Genomic DNA, 18,148 nt, shown 5'->3' with positions numbered 1-18,148 from the left:
GTGTCGAAGAAAAGCTCCGGTGCGGCGGGCCGCGCCGGAGCGAGAGCCTTACTTGGCCGCGTCGAGCACCGGCTGCGGCGCGTCGCGGTTGAGCGAGTCCTTCCAGCCCTGCGCGACATTCTCCTTGGTGACGGTCAGGGCCGGGGCGACGACGAAGGCTGGTGTCGGCTGGCCAAGCAGCGACTTCATGCCGGAGGCAGCCATGGCGCGGCCGAGTTCATAGGCCTTGTCGGCGACGAGGGCTGCGACATTGCCGCCCTTGACCATGTCGAGCGCGACCGGCTCGGCGAGGTCGAGCGTGACGATCTTGGTCCTGGCGTTGCCGGCGCCGCGTAGCGCCGACAGCACGCCGTCGGCCGGCTCGGCCCAGGTCACGTAGATGCCGTCGAGATCGGGATGTTGCAAAAGCATCGCGTTGGCCAGTTCCTCGGCGCGGGCCGGGTCGGATATGCCCTGTTCGGCGACGATCTTGATGTCGGGATAGACCTTCTCGATGGTGGTCTTGAAGGCTTGGTCGCGCTGGTTGGTGACGTAGTAGGCAGCGTCGTGGAAAATGTAGCCGACCTTGCCCTTGCCGCCGATCGCCTTGGCCATCGCGTCCGCAGCCTGCTTGCCCATCTGGAATAGATCGTCAGTCACGATCGAAGCGTAGTCGGTGCCCTGCTTGTAGTCCTTGGGCAAGTTGGACAGGAACACCAGCTTGGTGCCGTCCTTGACCGCCTGGCGGAAGGCTTCTGCCGAGGTGACCGGGTCGAGCGGCAGCGCCAAGATGACGTTGGGCTTGGCGGCCAACGCCGTCTCGATGTCGCTGCGCTGGCGGGCGGAGTCGAACTGGGCATCCGTTTTGACCGCAATGGTGATGCCGGCGCGGGCGAATTCGTCGGTGGCGCCGGCGGTTACCGCATTGGTGAAATCGGACGAGGTGTGCCAGAGCAAGGCAGCCTTGTAGCCCTTGTCCTTGAGCGCGGCGATGTCGGCATCGCTTAGGATCACGTCGGCGCTCGGCGTGGCGCTCTCGCCCTGCGGGCCGACCGTCTGTGCGAAAGCTGGGTTGGCGGCAAGCATCAATCCGCCGGCAAAGGCGGCGGCGATCAGTGTCTTCATCGGCATGTCAGTTCTCCCATTTTGCTTCGTTGGTGGTTCAGTCGGCCACGCCGCAGTAGCGGGCCATGAAGGCGGCGAAGCCGACTATGCCGGCGAAATATTCCTCGACATCGACGTGCTCCTCGAATGTGTGGCAATTCCTGATGTCGCCGGGCGCGCAATAGACGGCAGGAATACCGAGCTGATTGATGAAGAAGGGGGACTCCGACCAGAACGGTGCGCCCTCGATGACGCCGCGTCCGCTCATTGCGCCAGCCATCGCGTCGGACAGCATGGCGACTTCCGCCCGCGTTTCGCCGATCTCGGCAGCGGTGCCGCCCAGCCTGTGGTCGCGGCCGGCGGGGTAGGCGAACTCTACCGAAATATCCGGATCGGCGATCGCGCCGCGCACGGCAGCCTCGATCTCGGCGGCGGCGGTGTCGAGGTCTTCGCCAGGCAACAGCTTGCGGATCAGCGAGAGCGTGCAGCGCTCGGGAACGGCAATGTAGCCGCCGCCGGCAAGCCCGGTGATAAGCAGGAAGCCGCGCCCGACCAGTTTGTGCTCGGCGCGCGCGGCGACCTCATCCGAATGCTTCCAAAGCGCCGTCATCGCGGCATGGCTTGCACGGAGCGCATCCTTGCCGAGTTCTGGCACACCGAAATAGGCGGATTTGCCGGTAATCGAGATATCGGTGATGAAGAAGCCGATCTGCGCCGCATAGACGGCCAGGCGGGTCGGCTCGACATAGACGCTGAAATCGGGTGCTGTCACCTCGCCGGTCTCAATGCGTCCGACGAAGTGCTTGATCCCGGCGGAAACGCCGGTGCCGGGCTGGCCGCTCTCCTCGTCGCCGACGAAAGCAAAGGCGACGTCGCCCTTGAGGCGAATGCCGGCCTTGTCGAGTAGCGCGAGTGCCGCAAGCGAAGCAGTGATGCCGGCCTTGAGGTCGCCGGAGCCTCGGCCCCAGACAGCACCATCAATGATCGGGGCGGCGAACGGATCCTCACGCTCGGTGCCTGCCCAATGCTCGCGCCAGCCGTCGACATGGACGGTGTCGGTATGGCCGATGAACAGCAGGCGCTTTCCCTGGTCGGCCCCCTTGCGCTCGCCCCAGATGTTGGGCCGCCCGGGAAGGAATTCCGTCCTGGTCAGGCCGCTGAGGTCAAGGTCGCGCATCCTGGCTTCGAGGAAGTCGACGAAGTTGGCTTCGTTGCCGGTGATGCTCTCGCGGTCGATGGCGCCGCGAAACAGCGTTAGTGCGTCGCCACGGTCGAGCGCTGCCTGCAGGCGGGCGGTAATATCGTGAGTCATATCGCGGCCTCCTTCAGGGCGGCGGCCTGGGCAGGCGGCAGCGAAATCCGGCCATCAGGCGCGTCGACGCCGAACAGCGTGTTGTGCAACTGGCCAAGGCCGATTGCCGCCGCGCCGATGAGGGCTGCGCGTGCGCCAAGTTCGCTCGCCTCGACCCTGACCGGATATGGGAAGCATAGCGGCAGAAGCGCCTGCACCCTGGACAGGATTTCGGGCCGCAACCCAATCGAGCCGCCGAGGATAAACTTTTCTGGATTGGCAATTGCCGCGATTGCCGCAACGCCTTGCGCCAGATGGCGGGCAGTTTCGTCGAGCACGGTGAGCGCGTCCTTGTCGCCAAGCGCGGCATTCTCGAATATTGCCGGCACCGAGACCTGCCTGCCGGTGAGGGCGTGGTAGCGATCGGTCATGGCGTGGGTGGCCACCGCGCGTTCGAATGCGCCGGTGCGCAGTGATTCCTCGGTGAAGGGATCGGCCCCGATCGGCATGAAACCGATCTCGCCGGCGGCGTGCCCAGCACCCCGCACCAGATGGCCGCCCAGCATCAGCCCGCTGCCGATGCCGGTGCCGAGCGCGATGTAGGCGAGATTGTCGATGCCCTGGCCTTGGCCCAGCCAGTTCTCGCCAAGCACCGCGAGATTGACGTCGTTCTCGATCATCACCGCGACGCCGAGCGCTTCTTCGAAGGCATCCAGCACATTCATTGTGTCGAAGCCGGCAATGTTCGGCGCCATTAAAATGCGGCCGGTGGCCGGGTCAGGAGCGCCAGGCGCGCCGATGACGGCCAGGCGTATCTTCTTGCGCGCGACGTGCTGTCTGGCCGCGGCATCGAAGGCCAGCGCTGCAATCTGATCGACGACGAACTGGCCGCCGCGCGGGTCGGTCGGTGTGGCGGCTTCGGCAAAGATCTGGCAGGCAAGGTCGGTCAGCGCGACCCGCACCTTGGTGCCGCCAAGGTCGACGGCGATGATATAGGCTGCGTCGTGGACCAGTTCGTAGGTGACGGCGGTGCGCCCGACATGGCCGCTGGTGCGGCCGGTTTCCTGGACCCAGCCCTCCTGCTCGAGCCCGCGCATGATTTCGGAGATGGTCTGCTTCGACAAGCCCGTCAGCTTGGCGATTGAGGCGCGGGAGATCGGCCCGCCCTGGACGATCGCTTCCATCACGGAGCGCTGTGAGAACTGACGGGATATGCGCGGCAGGTCAGTCACATTGAACTCCCGTTAATTCGTTCTATGACCGAACTTATTATTCGGAACTGGACCTGTCAATGTATGTTCGCGAGCGGCCGTTTTGCGCACGCGAACATTGATCCGGAGGCAGAATTCAGGCGCGGTGCTGCCGTTCGGCAGAAGATAAATGCGGTCAGGGAGTGGCTGGATCAGCTTCTTGAATCAATTGGGCGAACAGCTTCGCAGCGCATTGACAAATAACGATCATGCTAGTCTCTGAGGGTCACTGTTTTCTACAGGAGATCAATACAGCGGATGGTTCGCCGGTCCATATCTCTCGTATTCTCTCGTATGGGTCTGTCGAACCATGGGACGATGAACGAGACTAACTATTGGCTTCGAGAATATCGGTGATGTACCGCGGGTCTGCCTCCCAGTGAATGGCGGCAGCGGAACGTCCGTTTGCAGTTTGCAAACGTGGATAACTGCCATACCGCCTTAACTCGCAAAGACCCGTTTGACGCCAACTGGGCTGGCCCGAAGCCGACCTCTCCGTCCAGCATAGTCCGATCATATTCGGCGCAAACTGCTCGCTTGAACCGTGCGATAGAATTCCGCCAATCTCGACCCGCCTATGCCTGGGGTGGCCCTGCTCACGATCACGAGCGTAGCGCCATCTTCCGAATGGCCGGGTGAGGCTGGAGAAATCGCCGCCGAACCTTCTCGACCAGCCATTCTCCGGCTTTGGCAAAAAGCCGGTTCGAAGGCTTTCCCGCCATGTGGCGTTGCCTTTCGCAAAGACCGGTCAACCGACTTTGAATAGCACTTGCAGGCACGTGGTTGTCAGGCGCCTACCGAACTTGACAAGCAGTCTTGCAGGAACTGCGTCGAGCACTGAACGTTTGACCAAGCGCGGGCATCTCCGCCTTGGCTAAGGACCATCAATGTTCACGTTCATGTTTGCCACCGGCATCGAGAACAGCACCCCGACCATTCGACAAGGCCGGGAGCGCGTCGACGAAATGGAAAAATGCCGCTTCTACGAACGATGGCGCACCGACTTCGAACTGGTCCAGGATCTCGGGGTGCATTTCCTCCGCTACGGACCTCCGATCCACAAAACATGGCTGGGTGACGGACGTTATGATTGGGCATTCGCCGATGAGACCTTCGCGGACCTGAAGGCGAAAGACATTCTTCCGATCGTCGACCTTTGCCATTTTGGCGTGCCGGACTGGGTTGGCAACTTCCAGAACGCGGACTTTCCGACACTATTCGAGCACTACGCCAGGGATTTTGCGACACGCTATCCGTGGATCCAGCTCTTCACCCCAATAAATGAGATGTTCATCTGCGCCACCTTTTCGGCTCGCTGGGGATGGTGGAACGAACAACTGAGCAGCGACACTGCTTTCGTTACCGCCCTCAAGCACATCGTGAAGGCGAACGTGCTTGCCATGCGGGCGATCCTCGAAGTGCGGCCGGACGCCATCTTCATACAGAGCGAATCCTCGGAATACTTCCACGCCGATTCTCCCGAGGCGGTCGGCAGAGCGGAACGGTTCAACAGCGAGCGTTTCCTGTCGCTTGACCTCAACTACGGTCATGACGTGGACGCGCACACCTATCGCTATCTTCTCGAAAACGGGATGACGGCCGAAGAATACAGTTTCTTCCTGGAGAGCCATCTGCGCAGGCATTGCGTGATGGGCACCGACTATTATCAGACCAACGAACATAGGGTTTGGGCAGACGGAACGACGTCCGGGTCCGGCGAGGTGTTTGGCTATGACGAGATCACGCGGCAGTACTTCAACCGCTACCGGCTTCCCGTAATGCATACGGAGACCAACATCAGCGAAGGCCCCAATGGAGACGAAGCCGTCTATTGGCTGTGGAAAGAGTGGGCCAACGTGCTGCGGATCCGCAACGATGGCATCCCCATCGTAGGCTTCACCTGGTACTCGCTGACGGATCAGGTGGACTGGGACAGTGCGCTTCGGGAGAACAACGGACGGATCAATCCGCTCGGCCTCTATGACCTCGACCGAAATCCGAGGGCGGTGGGGCGCGCTTTCAAGGCGCTGATCGCGAACTGGAACAAGCTGCTGGCCACACAAAGTGTCTGCCTTGCTTTGCCGGTCTTTCTTCCCTCACAGCAGGACGATGCCATTGTTCGCGCGCAACAGAATTATGCGCGCAGCCTGCTGAGCGTGGATCGGGTCGCTGAAGGCTGGACTGAACCACTTGCTGCTCCCCAGAAAGAGGTCGAACCTGATGCGCCTGGATAACAAGACTGCAATCGTAACCGGTGCTGCAAGCGGGATTGGACTGGCCATCGCCATGCGGTTGGGCACCGAAGGTGCACGGGTGAGCCGACGTGGGTGGAGGCAAGGTCCAGAAGGCGCGCATGCGGTTCGACAAGGGGCGCTCCGGGAGACCGCTATCACGGTGCTGTCGACTTGCGCTCACGCGTTCGGCAGGTTGGTAATAATCGTCAACAACGCGCCGGCCTGGTAATCTTTAAACCCTTGAGGCTCACTAGCGCGGTTCTGGCTGAAGGTGCTGAGCGTCGACCTGCTGGGCGCAATTTATTTCGCCCGAAAGGCATTCGCTCATATGACATCTGGCGGCGTCATCGTAAACGTATTGAGTGTGCGCGGTCGAGACGAGCTCCGCATGTCGAGCTATACGCCGCGGCAAAGGCCACCCTCCTGTCTCTAACCGAGACCCGACGCAGTTCGCACCTTGGCCGACTGGGCATGAATCCGGACGATTACCGAACCAAATGGAACCTGCCTCGCAATTACCCGATGGTGGCACCCAACCATTCGGGAAGCGCTCTGCATATCGCCTATAACACCCCAGTGGGCGGACAGCTCTCGCCTGAGGCGTCAGTCGTCCTTGAGGCGCTCCGGCATCGCATTGGAGACCCAAGGCTGGTGCACAAGGATCATGACATTGAATTCCACTCTTTACAGGAACAAGTGCCTTTCCTCGGGGTTAGGATTCGACGCCGCAACGGCGTCGAACCCCAAAGGAGACTCACATGAAACGTAAGATTTTGACAGCTACAGCGATCTCTCTCTGTCTCGCCACCGCGGCCTTGGCGCAGTCGTCGGGAACATCCAGCGGCACGAACGGAACGTCCGGCTCATCGGCCGGGTCGGGTATGAGCTCTACGTCCGGCTCCGGCCAAAGCGGTATCCCGAGCGGCTGGGACAGCAAGCTCTCCGGCTCATTCTTCAGCGACGCCAATTCGGGAAGACTTCTGTCGCAGGATGAGATCCGCAAGAACTGGTCGTCCCTGAGCTCTGCACAACAGGCACAGGTTCGCTCCGACTGTTCGAGAATGACGGCCAGCAACGGCACCGGCTCTGGCGCAACGACCGGCACATCAGCCAACTCGGGTTCGATCGACAGTAATACCACGGCCAGCAACAGCACCGGCTCTGGCGCAACCACCGGAACCTCAGGCAGCACGGGTTCGACCGGCAGTAACACCACGGCGAGCAACAGCACTGGTTCGGGTACAACCACCGGCACGTCGGGATCCTCGAATACAGCTGGCGATACGACCGCCAGCACCAGCACGGGTTCGGGCGCAAACTCGGCTGCTCAAATGGCTTCGATGCGGCAACTCTGCACTCAGGTTCAAGGGATGTGAGTGAATGCGGCGCTCCGGGCCGGCTTGGCCGGAATAGATGAGGCCTTGAAGGCCCGGACATCGCTTTGGTTTGGTAGCCATTTCGGCGCTGAAGTCGGCCGGAGATCGGGGTCACAACTCGGCGCTTCTATCGCCGTCGACCGTCCCTCGCCAATAGCGCGCTTCGCGTCGAGACACTTCTCCCGGCTGAGGCAAGCGAGATTCCGTCCCGTCCATACCTGCCAAGATAGACCGTCTCGCGGCCTCCGTTGAGCCTGTAGTCCAGCCGAAAGGAGATCGCGCCACTGGGCATGACGCGAACATACATGCCGTCACGGTCCGCAATCTTGCAGATTTCTCTTTTGGTTCAGGGCTTTAAGGGCGACGTCCGTCAGCATTCCCCGGTACCTCCTGAAAAGTACCGTCAGTACAATTTCGAGGCTCTTCGGCAGAACATTCGTTTTATCTCCAGTGCCTTAAGGCATCAAAAAACACCGTCAGAGCCTCATTGGATCTGACGGTACTTCGAAAAATCTGAGCTAGCAATTTGCGGAAGGTCCGTCAGCCGGTCCGTCAAATCCAATCTCCGCACCGATTGTCGCTGATTGTCTGCGAATGGATTATACGTGTTATCAAATGGTTGTGGCGTACAATGGCGTGTTTTCGGCGGCGTTTGAGTGGGCCTGAATCACTCCCACTCGATGGTGCCTGGCGGCTTTGACGTCACGTCGTAGACGACGCGGTTGATGCCGCGGACTTCGTTGATGATGCGGGTGGCCGCCGCGCCGAGGAAAGCCATGTCGTAGTGGTAGAAGTCGGCGGTCATGCCGTCGACGGACGTCACGGCGCGCAGGGCGCAGACGAATTCGTAGGTGCGGCCGTCGCCCATCACACCGACGGTCTGCACCGGAAGCAGCACGGCGAAAGCCTGCCAGATGGCGTCGTAAAGGCCGGCCTTGCGGATCTCGTCGAGATAGATGGCGTCGGCCTCGCGCAGGATTTCGAGCTTTTCGCGGGTGATACCGCCGGGGCAGCGGATGGCAAGGCCTGGTCCAGGGAACGGATGGCGGCCGATAAAACTTTCGGGCAGGCCGAGTTCCTTGCCCAGTGCCCTCACCTCGTCCTTGAACAGTTCGCGCAGCGGCTCGACCAGTTGCATGTTCATGCGCGCAGGCAGGCCGCCGACATTGTGGTGCGACTTGATGGTCACCGACGGGCCGCCGGTGAAGGAGACGCTTTCGATGACGTCGGGATAGAGCGTACCCTGGGCCAGGAAATCGGCGCCGCCGAGTTTCTTGGCCTCTTCCTCGAACACCTCGATGAACAGCCGGCCGATGGTCTTGCGCTTCGTCTCGGGGTCGGACTCGCCTTCCAGCGCGGAGATGAATTTTTCCGACGCGTCGACAAGGACCAGCGGCAGATTATAGTGCTGGCGGAACATCGCCACCACGCCGGCGGCCTCGTCCTTGCGCATAAGGCCATGGTCGACAAGAATGCAGGTCAGCTGGTCGCCTACCGCTTCGTGGATCAGCAAGGCAGCGACCGATGAATCCACGCCGCCCGACAGCGCGCAGATCACCTTGCCCTTGCCGACCTGTTTGCGAATTGTCTCGACCGCATGCTCGCGATAGGCGCGCATCGTCCAGTCGCCTTCGAGGCCGGCGATGTTGTGCACGAAGTTTCTCAGCAGCCTGGCGCCATCCGGCGTATGCACAACTTCCGGGTGGAACATGATGCCGTACATCTTGCGCGCGACGTTGCCGAAGATGGCGAAAGGCGAGCCTTCCGACTTGCCGAAGACTTCGAACCCCTTGGGCAGCGAGATGACGCGGTCGCCATGGCTCATCCACACCTGGTGACGCTGGCCGGGCGCCCACAGGCCTTCGAACAGCGGGCTGTCCTTTTGGATCTCGACGAAGGCGCGGCCGAATTCGCGATGGTTAGAGCTTTCGGCGACGCCGCCCATCTGCACGCACATGGCCATCTGGCCGTAGCAGATACCGAGCACCGGCACGCCGGCATCGAAGACGATCTGCGGCGCGCGCGGGCTGCCGATGTCCGATGTCGAGGCGGGACCGCCCGACAGGATCACGGCTTTCGGATTGATGCGCTTGAAGGCAGCTTCGGCCGATTGGAACGGCACGATCTCGGAAAACACGCCGGCCTCGCGGATGCGGCGGGCGATGAGCTGCGTAAACTGGCTGCCGAAATCGATGATGAGAACGGTGTCGGCCAGGACTGTATCGGGATGATTGGCTGTCGTCATGGCGAGCCTTTAGAGAAAGAAACGAGTCGGCGCAATGGGGTGCGTAGCCCGACTTTCAGAGCGCTGCCGGCTCTTGCCCAGGCTGCTCCTTGTGTAGCGTGCCGGAGCCGATGGCCTGTTCGAGGCGCATGACCGCATCGGCCAGCTTCTCGTCGATGACATGGAGGTATTCGGTCCAGTCGCCGACATGCCTGAGGTCGGCAGCGCCGTCGGATATGCCGCGCAGGCCGATCAGAGGGACGGCGAACAGTTGGCAGGCGCGCAGGCAGGCGAAGGTTTCCATGTCGACCATATCGGCGGCGATGGCGTCGTAGGCGGCGCCGGTGATGATGGCGCCGCCGGTCGACAGGCTGGCTTCTTTAATGCCCGGTATCCTGAATGATAGCGGGACGGTCACCGGCAGGTCGAGGAACGGCGTCGCGCCTTTTTCGAAGCCTAGTGGCGAAGCGTCGATGTCGCGATAGCTGACCGAGACCGCCTGGTAGATTTCCGTCTGCTCCAGTGTGCGGCTGCCGGCGGAGCCAAGCGAGACGACGAGATCGGGCAACGCCTTCTCGGATTTCAGCCATGACAGTTCGGCGCCGAGCCGCACACCTGCCTCTACCGGGCCGACGCCCGTCATCAGCGGCGTGAACAGTTTTTGCAGATGCGGACCGTACTCGGCCTGCGCCGCCATGACGAAGAGGACGTCCTTGCCACCAATTCGCGTAATTTTGGCCATCAGCCTGCTATCCCGTCACGGCCAACCACCGTCATCATCGTGCCGGTCATGGTCGCGATCAGCTTGGCCTCGCCATCGGCGGCAAAGGCGTAGGCCTGGCCGTCGGCGACGATGATGGTGCGGCCGGGCTTGGTCACCGAGCCGCGGAACAGGAAGCGTTCGCCCCGGCCGGGCGCCAGGAGGTTGACCTTGAACTCAATGGTCAGCACACCGGAATTTTTCGGCATCAGCGAAAATGCGGCATAGCCGCAGGCCGAATCCAGCGCCGTCGAAATCACCCCGGCATGAAGGAAACCGTGCTGCTGGGTCAGTGCCTGGGAATAGGGCATTTCGATCTCGATGATGCCCGGCGTCACAAGGGTCAGCTCGGCGCCAATGGTCGCCATCGCCTGCTGGCGCGCGAACGACGCCCTGACGCGGTCCTCATAATCGGGTGCGGGTACGATCTTTGCTGCCATGGCCATCGCCCTGATTTATCTGCAAAGCTTATCGCAGACGCCTGAACGCCACGCAAATGCTTTTGCTGCACTGCAGCAAAGCACTCAGTTCAACAGGAGCAGCGACGCGTTGAGCAAGGTGGCGAAGGCTACCCACGCGGCATAGGGCGCAAACAGCCAGCCGGAAACCCGGTCGCGGTTCCACACCGTGGCTATGAACAGCGCAATGCTGGCGAGAAGAGCCAGGATCACTACCAGTGCCGGCCCCATCTGTTTGGCGCCGAAGAAAGTCGGCGACCACGCGAAGTTCAGAACAAGCTGGAGGGCCCAGATCTTCATCGCGGCGCCTGCTCGTTCCCGCTCCCATGTCCGCCAGCCGGCTACGGCGATCAGGACATAAAGGAGCGTCCAGGCCGGCGCGAAGACCCAGTTGGGCGGGTTGAAGGGCGGCTTGGCGAGCGAGGCATACCATTCACCCGGCAACGTCGCATAGCCGATCAACAGGCCGCCGCCGAGCACCAGAAGGAGGAAAAGCAGAAGCGACACATGTCTTTGCAAGAATTCTACCCCGTCTGGCGGGCGACGCCGCGCATCTGCAACTGGAGCGCTATGTCAGTCTGTCAATCGCAGCGTCAATTCGCCCGACGCAGCGCACAGAAATAGAAGCCGTCGGTGCCGCTCAGAGCCGGCGACAGCGAGATATCGCTTGTCTTGCCGATCCGGGCGGCCGCTGCGTGACCGGGGAAGCTGGCATCCCAAAGCGCGCGATGATCGACCGGAACGAAGCCCTTGTGCCGTTCGCGAAAGGCGGCGACCTGCTCGCCATTCTCCTCGTCGAACACCGAACAGGTGATGTAAACTAGCAGGCCGCCCGGTTTGACATAGGCCTTCGCCGCATCGAGGATCGCCGACTGCTCGCCCTTGCGGGCATCGAGCTGTCTTTGCATCAGCCGCCATTTGGCGTCTGGACGGCGCCGCCAGGTGCCGCTGCCGGTGCAGGGCGCATCGACCAGCACGATGTCCATGTGGCCTGCGAGGGGGCTGAGCTCAGCCGGCTTGGTGACAACCTGGACGTTGCGGTTTTCCGAACGGCGGAGGCGGTCGAAGATCGGCGCCAGCCGTGCTTTTTCGGCATCATGGGCGAAGACCTGGCCTTTGTTGGCCATCGCCGCCGACAACGCCAGCGTCTTGCCGCCGGCGCCGGCGCAGAAATCGAGCACCTGCATCCCGGCTTGCGCGCCGGCAAGGGCGGCAACGATCTGCGAGCCTTCGTCCTGGACCTCGAACCAGCCTTTCTGGAAGGCCGGCTCGGCCTGTACGTTCGGGTGCCTGCCGTCGCCGTCGATGGGCGGGATGCGAATGCCTTGTGGCGCGATAGCGGCTGCCTTGGCGCCGGTTTCGGCGAGTTCCGCCAGCACTTTGGCGCGGTCGGACTGCAGCGTATTGACCCTGATGTCGAGCGGCGGGCGGGTCGCCAAAGCCGCCCCTTCCGCAACCCAGTCTGCGCCAAAGGATCGTTCGAAGAGCGGCGCGCACCAGTCGGGTATGTCCGCCCGCACCGCCTCCGGCGCGTCTTCAGGCCGGCGCTCGGCCAGCGCCTGCAACTCGGCGGCGCTGAGCAGCGGCGGCGCGAACTTGTCACCCTGGAGCGCATCGTTAAGCGATTGCGGCGTCTGGCCCCATTCGATGAGCAGCGCGCCGAAGCCGATGGCGCGGGGCGTGTCTTCACCCAAAAGCCAGCCGGCGGAACGTTTGTGGCGCAGCGCGTCGTAGACGATGTTGCCGATCGCCGCGCGGTCGCCGCCGCCCGCAAAGCGATGCGACAGGCCCCAATCTTTCAGCGCATCGGCCACCGGCCGGTGGCGCCGGCCAATGTCGTCCAGCACTTCAATGGCTGCCGCCAGCCGTCCGCCCAGTCGCATTCGTCATTCCATCTATCGAGCACAGTATCTTTCGGCCTGCTCTTAGAGCGTTTCGCGTCGAGATTGAACCCCGCTTGAATTTCGCGGCGACGAGGCCTTCCGCTCGCGGCCGACGATTTTCCCCGCCGGCAAATGTCCGCCCGCCGGCGATAACAAATCTCAAATATATGCAAGGTCTCTAATGTTGGTAACTGGCCGCCGTAAGCACGATCTGTGGCGCAATTGCTCAGCTTTCCAAGCTTTTGCGTTGGGAATACTCTTTGCGCCATGATTCGCGGCGCGGAAAAGCGGACCGACGGATCGATACGAGGAGAGGGCAATGAAAACGTATCTTGCGGAAGTTCTAGGGACATTTCTATTGGTGTTTATCGGCACGGCGTCGGTGGCGACGGGTGGCTTTCTCGCCGACTTGCCGCTGGGCCAGGAAGCCATCGGCCTGGCGTTCGGCATCGGCCTGATTGCGGCGGCTTACGCGGTGGGTCCCATCTCAGGCGCACATCTCAACCCAGCCGTCACGCTCGGCGTCTTCCTTGCCGGCCGGCTGCCGGCCAAGGATGTCATTCCTTACTGGATCGCGCAGATCATCGGCGCCATTCTGGCCTCGCTGGCGCTGTGGATCATCGTCTCCGGCCAGACCGGCGGGCACACCACCGGTTTCGGCGCCAATGGCTGGGACGTGGCGAAATGGGGGACGAGTTCGGCCTTCCTGTGGGAGCTGATCGGCACCTTCACCTTCGTCACCGTCATCCTCGGCGTCACCGCCGAGAAGCACTCGACGGCGTTCGCCGGCCTGGTCATCGGCCTGACGCTGGCCGGACTGCACTTCGCAATGATCCCGGTGACCGGCACCTCGCTCAATCCGGCGCGTTCGATCGGCCCGGCGCTGTTTACCGGCGGCGCAGCCCTCAGCCAGCTCTGGCTGTTCATCGTTGCGCCGCTGATCGGCGGCGCAATCGCTGGCGTCGTCGCCAAGGCACGCATCTTCGAAAAGGACTGATTTCGAAGCCTGCGAAAACGAAGGGCGCGGGCCTCGGCCCGCGCCCTTCGTTTGGGAGGTTGTATCAGGCAGCGATGTCGAAACGGTCGGCGTTCATCACCTTGGTCCACGCCTTGACGAAATCGCCAACGAATTTCTGCCCGGCATCCGCCGACCCGTAGACCTCGGCCAGCGCGCGCAGCTGCGCATGCGAGCCGAAGATCAGGTCGGCGCGTGTGGCGGTCCACCTGACTGCCCTGGTCTTGCGGTCGCGTGCTTCATAGACCTCATGCGAGCCCGGCTCGGAGGCCGGATCCCAGATGGTGCTCATCGAGAGCAGGTTGACGAAGAAGTCGTTCGTCAGCGTGCCCGGCCTGTCGGTCAACACACCATGCTTCGAGCCGCCGGTGTTGGCGCCGAGCACGCGCAGGCCACCAACCAGCACCGTCATCTCCGGCGCCGTCAGGTTGAGCAGTTGCGCCCGGTCGACCAGCATGGCTTCGACCGACATCGGCGGTTTGCCCCTGACAAAGTTGCGGAAGCCGTCAATTTTCGGCTCGAGCGCCGCAAAGGAATGGACGTCGGTCTGCGCCTGCGAGGCGTCGGTGCGGCCGGGCGTGAAGGGAACCTTCACCGCATTGCCGCCATCCGTTGCGGCTTTCTCGACCGCGGCGACGCCGCCGAGCACGATGAGGTCGGCCAGCGAGACCTTCTTGCCGCTTGCGTTGAACTCGTTCTGGATGGCTTCGAGCTTCGCCAGCACGCTAGCCAGTTCGACAGGCTGGTTGACCTCCCAGTCCTTCTGCGGCGCCAGGCGAATGCGCGCGCCATTGGCGCCGCCGCGCTTGTCGGAGTTGCGGAAGGTCGAGGCCGAGGCCCAGGCGGTCGAGACCAATTGCGAAACGCTGAGGCCCGAAGCCAGGATCTTGGCCTTCAGCAATGCGATATCCTGGTCGCTGACCAGCTCATGGTCGACGGCCGGAACCGGATCCTGCCAGATCAGCTCTTCCTTCGGCACCAACGGGCCGAGATAGCGCGCGACCGGCCCCATGTCGCGATGGGTGAGCTTGTACCAGGCACGGGCGAAGGCATCGGCGAACTGCTCCGGATGCTCATGGAAGCGGCGCGAGATCTTCTCATAGGCCGGGTCGGCCCGCAGCGCGAGGTCGGTGGTCAGCATTGCCGGCGCATGACGCTTCGAGGGATTGTGCGCGTCCGGCACCGTAACCGCGCCAGAGCCGCCCTTCGGCGTCCACTGATGGGCCCCGGCCGGGCTCTTGGTCAGCTCCCATTCGAAGTTGAACAGATTATCGAAGAAATTATTGCTCCATTGGGTCGGCGTCGTCGTCCAGGTAACTTCGAGGCCGGACGTGATCGCATCGCCGGCAATGCCGGTGGCATGCTTGCTCGACCAGCCGAGGCCCTGCGCCTCGATGCCCGCGCCTTCCGGCTCGGCGCCGACCAGTGTTGCATCACCGGCGCCATGGGTCTTGCCGAATGTGTGGCCGCCGGCGATCAGCGCCACGGTTTCCTCATCGTTCATTGCCATGCGCGCGAAGGTCTCGCGGATGTCGCGGGCCGAGGCCAGCGGATCCGGCTTGCCGTTCGGCCCTTCCGGGTTGACGTAGATCAGGCCCATCTGCACCGCGCCGAGATGGCCGTGCAACTCACGGTCGCCGGAATAGCGCTTGTCGTCGAGCCACTTGGTTTCCGAACCCCAGTCGACATCCTGCTCGGGCTCCCAGACATCGGCGCGGCCACCGGCGAAGCCAAAGGTCTTGAAGCCCATCGATTCCAGCGCGACGTTGCCGGTGAGAATCAACAGGTCGGCCCAGGAGATCTTGCGGCCGTATTTCTGCTTGACCGGCCACAAAAGCCGGCGCGCCTTGTCGAGATTGGCGTTGTCCGGCCAGCTGTTCAGCGGCGCGAAACGCTGCTGGCCCGCACCGGCGCCACCCCGGCCGTCGCCGATGCGATAGGTGCCGGCGCTGTGCCAGGCCATGCGGATGAACAGCGGCCCGTAATGGCCGAAATCGGCCGGCCACCAATCCTGCGAATCCGTCATCACCTTGTGCAAATCCTCGATCACCGCGTCGAGGTCGAGCGTCTTGAACTCCGCGGCGTAGTCGAAAGCTTCGCCCATCGGGTCCGAAAGGCTCGACTGCTGGTGGAGAACGCCGATGTCGAGCTGGTTCGGCCACCAGTCGCGGTTGGTCCTGGCGGAGGTTCCATGCGCGACCGGGCATTTGCCGGCGCTGTTGTCGTCGGTCATCGCGTCCATCTTGGCCTCCGAATTGCTGATTTATGTGTTGTTTTTTCCGGGCCGGCCGGGAGCCGCGCCACTCTGGAATGGTTCCAGACTAAGCCGTCTCTTCGATAAAAACAAATTGCCTTTCCTGTTTGTTGCGATAGGTTTTCCTTATGATTGGCTTGACCGTGCGGCAGATGCAATATTTCGAGGCTTTGGCGCAAACGCTGCATTTCGGCCGCGCCGCAAAACTCGCCGGCGTCAGCCAGCCGGCGCTGTCCGCGCAGATCGCCGAGATGGAGCAAAGGCTGAACTGCCGGCTGTTCGAGCGCGGCGGCAAGACGGTGCGGATGACGGAAGAGGCGCAAGCGCTGCTGCCACGCATCGAGCGCATCCTGCGCGATATCAGCGACGTCGAGACGACGGCCCGGCGCGGCCGCCCGGCCATGGAAGGCCGCTTCCGGCTAGGCATCATCCCGACCGTGGCGCCGTATCTTTTGCCGCATGTGCTCCCGGAACTGAAACGGCATTTTCCGTCCCTGCAGCTCGAACTGCGCGAAGCAGTCACCGCATCACTGGTCGAGGACACGGCAAGCGGACGGCTCGACGCCTTCATTGCCGCGCTGCCGCTCGAGCAGCCGGGCCTGGTCACCGAGGAACTGTTCGCCGACCGCTTCTTCATCGCCGTGCCATCCGGAGATCCAGCCTTCGCCTCGCCACCGGTGCCGCCGGAAAGCCTGGCGCTGGAGCGGTTGATGCTTTTGGAGGAAGGCCACTGCCTGCGCGAACAGGCGCTCGCGCTCTGCGGCAGCGTGCGTCCCGTAGCGATGGCAAGCTACGGCGCCACCAGCCTGACGACGCTGCTGCAGATGGTGGCGCATGGTCTCGGCGTCACGCTTATCCCGGAAATGGCGGCGAAGCCGGCCAGCGCCATGCCGGACCTCAAGATCGTGCCGTTCCAGGAGCCAATGCCGCAACGCACGATCTGCCTCGCCTGGCGCCGCAACAAGGTGCGGCATGATGAATGCGTGGAACTGGCGAAGATCATTCGGGGGTTGGATGCGGCGGTGCTGGGGGTGTGAGTCGTTCGGGTCTTGGATGGCGCCTTGGGAACCCCGAAAAGAAACTCAAATCAGGCGCGTTCGAGAATACCCGCCTTGACGGCTGGTCGCCAGATCGCACCAAAAAAAGCCTCAAGGGATAAATACCAGAAATACATACGCGAAAAATACCACGGCATGGACGATTCCGGTCAGGAAGGTCGTCCTTTCGTTGCTAAAGCTTACGCCGCATATGAAAAGCGCTAAAACCAAAAGTACTGCGTCAGCTTCCGGGAGCCCCAGGGTCAACCCTCGTCCCGTAAGCAGGCTGGCTGCTGCGACCGCAGGTATCGTCAAACCAATCGTGGCGCAAGCCGAACCCATTGCGACATTCAGGCCGCGCTGCAGCTCATTGTTGAGTGAAGCGCGAACCGCCGAAATGGCTTCCGGCATCAAAACCAGACCCGCGATCATTGCCCCCACAATGCTGTCAGCCTGGGTCGCCTGGTAAGCAACGAGCGCATCTTCAACACTTGCGGCGACCTGCTCGGCGAGCATGACAATTCCGATCAGTCCGATTACCAGGAGCAGAGCGCTGGAAGAGATGCTTTTGTGAGGGGCGGTTCGCGCCGAAAGGTCGTGTGCCAGTCCTTCGATGAAATCGTCCCGATGCCGGACTGTCTGCGCGAACACAAAGCTTGCATAGAGCAGCACGGAAAGAACGCTTACCAGGCCAAGCTGAGCTGCCGAAAATGTGCCAGGATCGGTGGTGCGCGTGTAGGTCGGCAGGATAAGCGTCATGACGGTCAGTGCGGCCAGAACCGCCAGATATGCGCTGGTCCCTTGCCGGACAATTGCCTGCTTGCGATGCCGCCAGCCGCCAAACGTGAGACACATTCCGACAACGCCGGTGGAGGCAATCATCACTGTCGAGAAGACGGATTCACGTGCAAGCGTGGGGTTGTTCTCTCCATGCAGCATCATGGAGACGATGATCGACACTTCGATTGCCGTCACGGCAAAAGTCAGCACCAATGTGCCGTAAGGCTCCCCCACACGGTGGGCCACCGCCTCGGCGTGATCGAGCACCACGAAAATAGTGATGAACATGATCGCACTCGAGAGCGCTCCGACGAGAATCCTGACGCTCGGCGAACCTTCGTCCACCGATAGCCCGCTGACTCTGACCGCAACGGCCAGTGCCAGCGCGGCCAAAGGCATCGCATAGGAAGTCGCTGATCGTGCGAAACCAGTCATTCAAGCCCCAATGCGTTCGGCGAACCTTGCGGAAGCCTGTCGAGCACCCCAATGTCGTTTAGAAGCCG

16 protein-coding genes and 1 pseudogene are annotated in these 18,148 nt (G+C 62.4%); 5 read left to right on the top strand and 12 right to left on the bottom strand.

Going from position 1 to position 18,148, the window contains the following annotated elements:
- Positions 1-48 precede the first annotated feature (48 nt).
- Genes NKK52_RS00760 through NKK52_RS00750 form a run of 3 tightly spaced genes read right to left on the bottom strand, consistent with a single transcriptional unit; the run spans position 49 to position 3,606 of the window.
- Positions 49-1,110 carry a substrate-binding domain-containing protein gene (locus NKK52_RS00760; RefSeq protein WP_031198364.1) on the bottom strand — a complete coding sequence of 354 codons (1,062 nt, stop codon included), beginning with the start codon at positions 1,108-1,110 and terminating at the stop codon, positions 49-51.
- A 31-nt stretch (positions 1,111-1,141) separates the two neighbouring features.
- On the bottom strand, positions 1,142-2,395 hold the full coding sequence (locus NKK52_RS00755) for a M20 family metallopeptidase (protein ID WP_023681813.1): 1,254 nt from the start codon (positions 2,393-2,395) through the stop codon (positions 1,142-1,144).
- Positions 2,392-3,606, bottom strand: coding sequence for an ROK family transcriptional regulator (locus NKK52_RS00750; protein WP_023681814.1), 1,215 nt, complete (start codon positions 3,604-3,606; stop codon positions 2,392-2,394). The genes NKK52_RS00755 and NKK52_RS00750 overlap by 4 nt, the downstream gene beginning before the upstream one ends.
- A 905-nt stretch (positions 3,607-4,511) precedes the next feature.
- On the opposite strand from NKK52_RS00750, the gene NKK52_RS00745 reads away from it, so the two are divergent.
- From NKK52_RS00745 to NKK52_RS00735, 3 genes are all read left to right on the top strand, one after another.
- Positions 4,512-5,858 (top strand): family 1 glycosylhydrolase, encoded by a 1,347-nt coding sequence (locus NKK52_RS00745; protein ID WP_023681815.1) that lies wholly within the window; start codon positions 4,512-4,514, stop codon positions 5,856-5,858.
- Positions 5,845-6,087: an SDR family NAD(P)-dependent oxidoreductase gene (locus NKK52_RS00740; protein WP_156931515.1), complete on the top strand. Its 243-nt coding sequence runs from the start codon at positions 5,845-5,847 to the stop codon at positions 6,085-6,087. The genes NKK52_RS00745 and NKK52_RS00740 overlap by 14 nt, the downstream gene beginning before the upstream one ends.
- Before the next feature lie 242 nt (positions 6,088-6,329).
- Complete coding sequence (locus NKK52_RS00735; protein ID WP_348524871.1) at positions 6,330-6,620, top strand: MucR family transcriptional regulator; 291 nt, start codon at positions 6,330-6,332, stop codon at positions 6,618-6,620.
- Here NKK52_RS00735 and NKK52_RS00730 read toward each other — a convergent pair.
- From NKK52_RS00730 to NKK52_RS00700, 7 genes and pseudogenes are all read right to left on the bottom strand, one after another.
- Positions 6,613-7,161 (bottom strand): hypothetical protein, encoded by a 549-nt coding sequence (locus tag NKK52_RS00730; protein ID WP_023681816.1) that lies wholly within the window; start codon positions 7,159-7,161, stop codon positions 6,613-6,615. The two genes, NKK52_RS00735 and NKK52_RS00730, sit on opposite strands and share 8 nt — an antisense overlap.
- Positions 7,162-7,359: 198 nt before the next feature.
- Positions 7,360-7,611: pseudogene (locus tag NKK52_RS00725) on the bottom strand (Arm DNA-binding domain-containing protein); the annotation flags it as partial.
- Positions 7,612-7,901: 290 nt separating this feature from the next.
- A complete protein-coding gene (guaA, locus tag NKK52_RS00720; protein WP_023681817.1) occupies positions 7,902-9,479 on the bottom strand; it encodes a glutamine-hydrolyzing GMP synthase in 1,578 nt (525 codons plus the stop codon).
- A 55-nt stretch (positions 9,480-9,534) separates the two neighbouring features.
- The gene (locus NKK52_RS00715) at positions 9,535-10,200 is read right to left on the bottom strand and encodes a 5'-methylthioadenosine/S-adenosylhomocysteine nucleosidase (RefSeq protein WP_031193243.1); all 666 of its coding nucleotides are present in this window, start codon (positions 10,198-10,200) and stop codon (positions 9,535-9,537) included.
- Positions 10,200-10,658, bottom strand: coding sequence for a PaaI family thioesterase (locus tag NKK52_RS00710; protein WP_023681819.1), 459 nt, complete (start codon positions 10,656-10,658; stop codon positions 10,200-10,202). Before NKK52_RS00710 ends, NKK52_RS00715 begins: the two co-directional genes overlap by 1 nt.
- A gap of 84 nt (positions 10,659-10,742) precedes the next feature.
- Positions 10,743-11,183 carry a TspO/MBR family protein gene (locus NKK52_RS00705; protein WP_502902976.1) on the bottom strand — a complete coding sequence of 147 codons (441 nt, stop codon included), beginning with the start codon at positions 11,181-11,183 and terminating at the stop codon, positions 10,743-10,745.
- A gap of 86 nt (positions 11,184-11,269) precedes the next feature.
- Positions 11,270-12,559, bottom strand: coding sequence for an RsmB/NOP family class I SAM-dependent RNA methyltransferase (locus NKK52_RS00700; RefSeq protein WP_023681821.1), 1,290 nt, complete (start codon positions 12,557-12,559; stop codon positions 11,270-11,272).
- A gap of 319 nt (positions 12,560-12,878) precedes the next feature.
- Here NKK52_RS00700 and NKK52_RS00695 point away from each other — a divergent pair, with 319 nt between their 5' ends.
- Positions 12,879-13,556 carry an MIP family channel protein gene (locus NKK52_RS00695; protein ID WP_023681822.1) on the top strand — a complete coding sequence of 226 codons (678 nt, stop codon included), beginning with the start codon at positions 12,879-12,881 and terminating at the stop codon, positions 13,554-13,556.
- Positions 13,557-13,620: 64 nt separating this feature from the next.
- Here NKK52_RS00695 and katG read toward each other — a convergent pair whose 3' ends face one another.
- Entirely contained in the window at positions 13,621-15,816 is a 2,196-nt protein-coding gene (gene katG / locus NKK52_RS00690; RefSeq protein WP_023681823.1) for a catalase/peroxidase HPI, read from the bottom strand.
- A 140-nt stretch (positions 15,817-15,956) separates the two neighbouring features.
- Between katG and NKK52_RS00685 the strand changes: the two genes are divergently transcribed.
- Positions 15,957-16,865, top strand: a complete 909-nt coding sequence (locus tag NKK52_RS00685; RefSeq protein ID WP_023681824.1) for a hydrogen peroxide-inducible genes activator — start codon at positions 15,957-15,959, stop codon at positions 16,863-16,865.
- A gap of 111 nt (positions 16,866-16,976) precedes the next feature.
- Here the strand turns inward: NKK52_RS00685 and NKK52_RS00680 are convergent, their stop codons facing one another.
- A complete protein-coding gene (locus NKK52_RS00680; protein ID WP_023681825.1) occupies positions 16,977-18,080 on the bottom strand; it encodes a calcium:cation antiporter in 1,104 nt (367 codons plus the stop codon).
- Positions 18,081-18,148: the final 68 nt, after the last annotated feature.

This window comes from Mesorhizobium sp. C277A (assembly GCF_040324395.1).
Classification (GTDB): Bacteria; Pseudomonadota; Alphaproteobacteria; order Rhizobiales; family Rhizobiaceae; genus Mesorhizobium.
The sequence above is the reverse complement of the archived record's forward strand: the minus strand, read 5'-3'. Positions and strand labels throughout refer to the sequence as shown.

Excerpts from the sequence above, each read along its gene's own strand:
- NKK52_RS00760 (WP_031198364.1), bottom strand. The coding sequence starts at position 1,110 with ATGCCGATGAAGACACTGATCGCCGCCGCCTTTGCCGGCGGATTGATG.
- NKK52_RS00755 (WP_023681813.1), bottom strand. The coding sequence starts at position 2,395 with ATGACTCACGATATTACCGCCCGCCTGCAGGCAGCGCTCGACCGTGGC.
- NKK52_RS00745 (WP_023681815.1), top strand. The coding sequence starts at position 4,512 with ATGTTCACGTTCATGTTTGCCACCGGCATCGAGAACAGCACCCCGACC.
- NKK52_RS00740 (WP_156931515.1), top strand. The coding sequence starts at position 5,845 with ATGCGCCTGGATAACAAGACTGCAATCGTAACCGGTGCTGCAAGCGGG.
- NKK52_RS00735 (WP_348524871.1), top strand. The coding sequence starts at position 6,330 with ATGAATCCGGACGATTACCGAACCAAATGGAACCTGCCTCGCAATTAC.
- guaA (WP_023681817.1), bottom strand. The coding sequence starts at position 9,479 with ATGACGACAGCCAATCATCCCGATACAGTCCTGGCCGACACCGTTCTC.
- NKK52_RS00715 (WP_031193243.1), bottom strand. The coding sequence starts at position 10,200 with ATGGCCAAAATTACGCGAATTGGTGGCAAGGACGTCCTCTTCGTCATG.
- NKK52_RS00710 (WP_023681819.1), bottom strand. The coding sequence starts at position 10,658 with ATGGCAGCAAAGATCGTACCCGCACCCGATTATGAGGACCGCGTCAGG.
- NKK52_RS00700 (WP_023681821.1), bottom strand. The coding sequence starts at position 12,559 with ATGCGACTGGGCGGACGGCTGGCGGCAGCCATTGAAGTGCTGGACGAC.
- NKK52_RS00695 (WP_023681822.1), top strand. The coding sequence starts at position 12,879 with ATGAAAACGTATCTTGCGGAAGTTCTAGGGACATTTCTATTGGTGTTT.
- katG (WP_023681823.1), bottom strand. The coding sequence starts at position 15,816 with ATGGACGCGATGACCGACGACAACAGCGCCGGCAAATGCCCGGTCGCG.
- NKK52_RS00685 (WP_023681824.1), top strand. The coding sequence starts at position 15,957 with ATGATTGGCTTGACCGTGCGGCAGATGCAATATTTCGAGGCTTTGGCG.
- NKK52_RS00680 (WP_023681825.1), bottom strand. The coding sequence starts at position 18,080 with ATGACTGGTTTCGCACGATCAGCGACTTCCTATGCGATGCCTTTGGCC.